9 protein-coding genes are annotated in these 6804 nt (G+C 39.7%); 7 read left to right on the forward strand and 2 right to left on the reverse strand.

Annotation, left to right across the window (positions count from 1 at the left end; genetic code table 11):
- Positions 1-294: 294 nt before the first annotated feature.
- Together M4D81_RS28060 and M4D81_RS28065 are read left to right on the forward strand one after the other, a co-directional pair.
- On the forward strand, positions 295-876 hold the full coding sequence (locus M4D81_RS28060; RefSeq protein WP_260068821.1) for an RNA polymerase sigma factor: 582 nt from the start codon (positions 295-297) through the stop codon (positions 874-876).
- The gene (locus M4D81_RS28065; protein ID WP_260068822.1) at positions 860-1282 is read left to right on the forward strand and encodes a hypothetical protein; all 423 of its coding nucleotides are present in this window, start codon (positions 860-862) and stop codon (positions 1280-1282) included. Before M4D81_RS28060 ends, M4D81_RS28065 begins: the two co-directional genes overlap by 17 nt.
- 18 nt (positions 1283-1300) lie before the next feature.
- Here the strand turns inward: M4D81_RS28065 and M4D81_RS28070 are convergent, their stop codons facing one another.
- Both M4D81_RS28070 and M4D81_RS28075 read right to left on the reverse strand, forming a co-directional pair.
- Positions 1301-1474: a hypothetical protein gene (locus M4D81_RS28070; RefSeq protein ID WP_260068823.1), complete on the reverse strand. Its 174-nt coding sequence runs from the start codon at positions 1472-1474 to the stop codon at positions 1301-1303.
- A gap of 24 nt (positions 1475-1498) precedes the next feature.
- Positions 1499-1684 carry a transposase gene (locus M4D81_RS28075; protein ID WP_260068824.1) on the reverse strand — a complete coding sequence of 62 codons (186 nt, stop codon included), beginning with the start codon at positions 1682-1684 and terminating at the stop codon, positions 1499-1501.
- 62 nt (positions 1685-1746) lie between these two features.
- Between M4D81_RS28075 and M4D81_RS28080 the strand changes: the two genes are divergently transcribed.
- The 5 genes from M4D81_RS28080 to M4D81_RS28100 all read left to right on the forward strand — a co-directional run.
- On the forward strand, positions 1747-2133 hold the full coding sequence (locus M4D81_RS28080; RefSeq protein WP_260068825.1) for a DUF4367 domain-containing protein: 387 nt from the start codon (positions 1747-1749) through the stop codon (positions 2131-2133).
- A 76-nt stretch (positions 2134-2209) separates the two neighbouring features.
- A complete protein-coding gene (locus tag M4D81_RS28085) occupies positions 2210-2392 on the forward strand; it encodes a hypothetical protein (RefSeq protein ID WP_260068826.1) in 183 nt (60 codons plus the stop codon).
- 939 nt (positions 2393-3331) lie between these two features.
- Positions 3332-4213 (forward strand): ABC transporter ATP-binding protein, encoded by an 882-nt coding sequence (locus M4D81_RS28090; RefSeq protein WP_260068827.1) that lies wholly within the window; start codon positions 3332-3334, stop codon positions 4211-4213.
- Positions 4206-6131: a hypothetical protein gene (locus tag M4D81_RS28095; RefSeq protein WP_260068828.1), complete on the forward strand. Its 1926-nt coding sequence runs from the start codon at positions 4206-4208 to the stop codon at positions 6129-6131. Before M4D81_RS28090 ends, M4D81_RS28095 begins: the two co-directional genes overlap by 8 nt.
- A gap of 40 nt (positions 6132-6171) precedes the next feature.
- The coding region (locus M4D81_RS28100) for a hypothetical protein (protein WP_260068829.1) at positions 6172-6804 on the forward strand (633 nt) is incomplete at its 3' end.

The raw sequence follows: 6804 nt of genomic DNA on the forward strand, positions 1-6804 counted from the left end.
TACAATATGGTTGTTGTTTCCTGTTTGGAATGAAAAATTTTGTTAAGGCAAGTAAGCCAAAATTTCAAACACTGTTATATCCCCAGAAGTGATTTGAGATGAATGTTACATCTCAAGAAGCTGCTATGCCAATATAAGAAATAGAACACTAGTTAAAATTTCCTTTTATGTAAATATGAGATTGTGTATACTAAATGTATTCAATAACATCGTTTGAAGAAACCATTACTAGCAAAAACCTATCGTCAATATATCACTATCGTTTATGGTGATAAGTTTTGGGGGGCGTGCATAATGAATCTTGCTTTCCTTCTGATTGTGGAAGATGAGAGTGACAAGAAGTTTATATTAGACTTGTACTTACAATTCTATCCGTTACTGAAACAAAGAGCGTATAGTTTTACACATAACAACGATGTTGTTGATGATTTGATTCACGACAGCTTTATCAAAATAATTCCGAAAATTTCTTTTTTACGGTCATTAAGCAGTTACAAATTAGCTTCCTATATCGTCAATACTTTGAAGCATACTTGTTTAGATTACATTCGAAAAGAAAAACGGCGAAATCAGCGTGTTTTTACTGGTATGACAGATGATATGGCAGAGCAAATTCCGAACTTGCTAGCTGCCGTCACAGAAGATAAATATATCCAGCAGGAGGCGTCTGAGGCTTTGGAGCAAGTCTTGTTACAATTGCCTGAAAGGGATCGAAACTTGCTGTATTTTAAATATAATATGAGTATGAAGGACAAGGAGATTGGAAGATTATTAGACATAGCTGAGCAGCATGTCCGACAGTACGTTGCTAGAGCCAGACGCAAGGCGCTCCAAATAATGTCCGAAGGAGAAGGTTACAATGTCAGAGACGAATAACACAATGAATCAGAAAGGCTTGGAAGAATTTGAGGAAATAAAGATTAGGTTGCTCATGACTCGTTTTACGGAAGTGGAAGGTAAGAAGCTGATAGAAGAAAATGAGGAATTGAGCAAAGATCCTTTTTATCTACCGTCTGAAAAGCAGAAGCAAACTTTTACAAAGCGAATTAGACTCCAATTTTTACTGTTTGACATCAAAACATTTTTCCAGCTTCTCATTCCGATCCGTTCGTTCAAACTTACAGTTATTCTTCCTGTTATTATTGCCCTCTTACTGACGACATTTTTCAGTGTAGGAGCATTTAGAACAAGTATTTTAAATCTATTTGTTGAAGTGGAAAGAGAGTTCACAGCAATACGACTTGGAGAAAACGGTGTTTGTCAATATAGTTGTCGCGATTAGTTGAAAATTTAATAGCCTCTATTTCAACTGCACCGCGGCAGTTGACGAGTTTAGCATTTTCTCTGGATTGAGATACACCTGATCCTCCAAGCTCCAGTTTCGCGTCTTCCCTGACCAGCGACTCGGATTGTTCTGTCGGGCTTGTTCATACTCGGCCAGCTCTACTTCGCTTAAAGTAGCTGTCTCCAGCACAATCGAGAACTTATCCCGACTACTTCAGTTGTCCGATTCCGACCTGCCACCAGGAACGACAGCACCGTTCGGTCTGGCTTCCTTTTGCCACTTGTATAGCGTCCCCTCAGACAGGCCGCTATCTCTTGCGATCTGACTCACAGACTCATTATTCGGTGGCATCATTCGCAGTTGCATCTTCCGCTTCAATTCTTCATTATATCTAGCCATCGTCCGTCACCTCTGCCTCTCTTTTTCCACTATACTTTTTATCGAGGGGTACGACAACTATTGTGACACAGGGGGAAAACAGTCATCATTATCTTCAAATTGAGAATGCTTACGTGCCTACAAAACTGCCATCAGATTACCATATTGTGAATGAAACGAATGATCGGAATATGAAATCTATAGCATATGGGAATGAGAGCGATGGCTTTATTTTATTTCAGCAACATAATGAAAATAGCGGTATTCATGTAGATACTGAAGAAGCGGACGAAGTGTTTCATACACGGATTCATGGTCAGGAAGGGCTTCTGGTTCGTAAAAACGAGATGATGACATTAGTATGGCAAGAAGGAATGAATTTGTTTGTTCTCATGGAAAGTGCAACAAATCTAAAGAAAGAGGAACCGGAACTAATTGAAATAGCTGAAAGCGTTTTGTTACTAAAATAATGATATAACTGTTACAAAACACTCTACTTGTACGTCGTTTATTATAAGCCAATTCAAAATGGGGGGAAACGGGAAAATGAAAAAGAAGTGTGCAGCAGTATTATTGTCTACTATGATGTTTTTCGGATTTGGTATGAATGTGAATTTAGAAGCAGCTTCAGTAAATACTGAGTCGGCGGTAATCACGCCATTATATGACTATATTTCTCTAATGGGTGCCTCAATCTCGATTGGAGCTTCGGGAAAGGACTTCCTCTAGCGGTTTTGTGGTTTATATGGGGAATTATAACTCCACCTTGACCATTGAATTACAGCGTAATGGGGGAGTGGTTGGTCTACCGTGAAATCTTGGAGTAAATCCTTTACAGGTAATGGTCAGCATACAATGGAGGAAGATTACTATGTGACGTCCGGCTATACGTACAGGGTGGTGTCGACTGTTCAAATAAAGAGTGGCAGTACGATTCTTGAAACGGCCTCCAGCACATCCTCCACCGTTTCATATTAGACCCTTTTTTTACATGTTCGTTGATGAAACTTGTCCCATGATCCTATCGGATCATGGGACAAGTTATTTATATGACCCATATAAACATCCGCTTATATTAGATTTTTTTCACAAGGTGTTATATTTACTCTTTCAGGCGTCGTTATAATTAGACAGCATGAACAACATGCGAACGGTACGTTTACAAATGAAGGGAAGGGGGGGGCTGGATGTCTGGAAAAGAAGAGGTACTAAACATTTGCAATTCCAAATTCGTCAAAAAGGAGGAAACGCTGCTACAGAAAAAGGACAGAATGTGATGTCGGAAGGCAAAGATAAAAGGTATCTGCGTATATTTGTACTAACTACAACAAATGAAGGGAACATGGAATATGTACTTCGAATTCAGACCAGTTCCCCGCTTCCCGAAAGGAAATCTCTTAAGTCATAACGATTATATAACTTGGGCTGGTCCTATCATTTGCATGACAGTTTCAAATTTTTTGCGTAATTCAACAGATTACAGCAATTGCAAATGAATTCCTTGTTTTATTTTGTAAAGCTATATCCTATCGCTTTCAAATCCATGCTATATCTGCTGTTATGCCACTTTTGGATCTGCGAAAGCTGAGTTAATTTAAATAAGGGACCAAACTTTTTTATGTTTTAGACGTCATAGTTAGTAAATAAGAACAGTCAGGTGGTGGAAGTATGGACATACAGATTGAAGCGTTGAATAAAGTCTACAGCGGGGAGAAACAAGCCTTGAGTGAAGTGAATTTAAAGATTGGTGCCGGTATGTTCGGATTACTAGGACCAAACGGAGCAGGAAAGAGCACATTGATGCAAATCTTGGCAACGATTATCCCACCGACAAACGGAAAAGTTCAGATGGGTTCTTTATTACTAGGTAGAGATGATCATCAAATTCGGCAGTGCTTAGGATACCTGCCTCAAACTTCACGGTTTTTCGATAAACTAACCGGTGAAGAATTTCTTCAATATATTGCCCTATTGAAAGGAATAAAGTCTGCGAAAGATCGCAGAGTGGCAGTCACTAATCTGCTGGAAAAAGTAAATTTACAACAACAAGCCAAACAAAGATTAAAAACTTACTCGGGAGGAATGAAGCAACGAATTGGTATTGCGCAAGCTCTTCTTGGCAATCCCGAAATCATTATTGTCGACGAACCCACTGCGGGTCTTGATCCTGAGGAACGTATAAGGTTTCGTGAATTGCTGGAAGATTTAGGTCGAGATCGGACGATCATCTTATCCACTCACATCGTAGCTGACATTGAAGCCAGCTGTCAGTCGCTTGCTATTTTGGATCGTGGAAGAATCGTTTTTTACGGATCAATAAAAAACCTTCTCTCCAAAGTGGAGAACCAAGTTTGGACAACGATAATCCCCGAGAGTGACTATCTGTGGAGCAGGAATCGAACTTCTCTTATAAGTCGTAGAAAAACGGTCACTGGCGAATTCGAAGTGCGAATGATTGCGAGGCAATGTCCCTACCCGGGAGCACAGCTTGCCATTCCAAATCTTGAGGATGCCTATTTATATTTTACAAGAGGTGAGTCTAGTGAATGAATGGTTGGGTCATTTTAAAACGGAATGGAAGCAATTATTACGCGGTGCTTACTTTTGGATATTATTGTTGGTTGGGGGATTTCACGCTTGGCTCGTACATTCAATCAGTCAATGGACTACCCATGTTGGCTTTTATTTGCAGCAATTTGAATTTTTGTACCTGGGGGCTCTCGCGATACTAGCTGTTCTATCTGGTGTTTATGGTGCGAGAAACTATCAAATAGCTGGAGAAGCGCAACTTATGGCAAGCATCCCCCACCGTTCCATTAAAAGATATTCTGCCCACCTCGCTGTCTACCTCATTCCGTTTACCATTTTCACATGTATTCCGGTGTGCATCTACCTTTGGAAAAGAGCGTTGTTTTTTCCCGATGCCAGTTTATATCCTGCATGGTTTTTATTATCTTCACTCATCCCGATGTTTTACAGCTTAGCATTAGGATGGATACTAGGCGGGCTGCTTAAAAACAGAATAGGATATTTTCTTGGTTTCCTGTTATTCTTTCTGCATATTTATGGTGGTATGTTATTGCTTACTCCACAGTTACCCTTATCTGCGCGGCTGCTCCCGAATTTTTTGCTTTTTGATTATCAATCCATGGGATATTTTATTAACATGTTTGGATTTTCAAGGGAGCTTTCCTTTTGGATGCATCGTGGTTTTTATCTGTCAGTTGCATGCGCTCTCTTCCTATTTATTGTACAAACGATGGCGCGGAAAAGACGTGAACCCGGAACTCGTGCCCAACGGGCAGCGTTACTGGTACTTTGCGTTGTTGCAGTTAGTTTTATGACAGGACATTTGTGGTTGAAGAAAGTTCAGGATTCTGGTGGAGTAGCTATAGAACGTTATGCTAGTTCTAATCAGAATCTAGAATTGGAAGAGCCAACCTTGATTTACGATTTGGATATGAAGCCTTTGTGGAATGGTGATATCCTTGTTCGGGCTAGTATTCAGTTTCCAGAAGAAAATACAATCGACTCCCTTGCCTTCAAGCTTAATGAAACCTATAACGTTATTGAAGTGCTGGCAAACGAAAATCCTGTTCCCTTTACTAGAAATGGAAAGGAAGTTCGACTGGATCTGAAAAATGAACACTTCTCTACGGTGATGATTCATTATGAAGGAAGTCCGACTGATTATAAATTGACGAACAACAGCACAATGTCTCCCATGCACTTTGCAGACAAGTGGAACGTGAATTTGCCGATGGGCAAAGAATGGTTTCCGTTACCTTTATCGGTTAATGGAATACCCAAGAGAGTGACCGTCCATTTTCCAGATACAATAAGTCTGTACAGCAACTATCGTATAATCAAGCAGACAAAGGCTAATCATGTCCAGAGCATAGAATTTGAATCGGTTAATTCATATGAATCAGGATTTAATTTATGGGGCGGGCCGTTACGGGAAACGATTGTAGAGTCGGGAAAGACGAGTACGAAAGTGATAGCGAATGAATTAGTCGATCCGCAATATGTGGAGGAGATCACCTCACTTTTTCAAGAGGGGAAAAATTTAGTATTATACTTGCGCCCTCAAGATAAAATGAACAAGTTGGATACGATCATTCCTGTTGATTGGATCCATGCTTCATCACGTGACATCAAGATGACCGGCGAAGGTTTTATTGAAGTTCCATCTTACTTACTTGACGGATTGTATGCAGATGGCGAAATCGCTCAAAAGATCACTACATTTTGGGCCGACACATATGGGTTACTGAATCGACAAATGGAATCCCAAAATAGAGAACGTTTCATAATCGCACTTTCCGCATATCTTTTAAAACAAGTGAATAAATCTGTACCAGTAGATTCGGATGAGGAAGCACTGAGAGCACTTATTAATCAGATTCAAACCAATAACGAACAACAGAATCTAGATCTCCTAAAAACTTTGTACGAGCAATTATAAGGTTTAGGAGTTTACGGTCGAAAGAATGGAGGAGGAATTCATGAAACGGATCTTGTTAGAAGTAAAGATCTTCTGGTCTTCACTAACAATCGTCGCAATTTGTCTGGTTCTATTTCAAGTTTTCGCAGTTAGCATTCTTCAACCGTGGCAATTTGTACCGTCTATTCAATTAATCCATGTTCGATTGATTTATGAGTATACTTTTCCACTTGTTGTTGTTTTCTTAATGTCGCCGTTATTTGCCGCAGAGACCGGCAAGGAAACAAGCAGATGGTTTATGTCACTTCCCTATCGTAGCATTGCTTATTTCGCAGCTAGATGGTTGTTGAGTCTAGCTATGATCGGTATACTTTTCTTAGGTAGTTTCTTAGTTATTCATGCGTGGGTGTTTCCAGTACCATTTATATCGTTTTCATTATATGTACTGCCTCCAGCTTTATGGCTTGGCCATTTAGCACTATTGATCAGTTTGATCGGCCGATCCTATGTAGCCGGGCTTGGGGCAGCCTTATTTTATTGGGTAACCGATTCTCTGAGCAGAGGAGAAATAACAAAAAAAATATATTTGTTTTCAAATTATATGACTTCGGATCCAGATTTTATTTTAAGCCGAAAACTATTTATTTTTTGTAGTCTCGGAGCTATTATTTTTGCTCTCTTGCTTTTTTATCAA

This window comes from Paenibacillus sp. p3-SID867, assembly GCF_025142895.1.
Lineage (GTDB): Bacteria > Bacillota > Bacilli > Paenibacillales > Paenibacillaceae > Paenibacillus_AQ.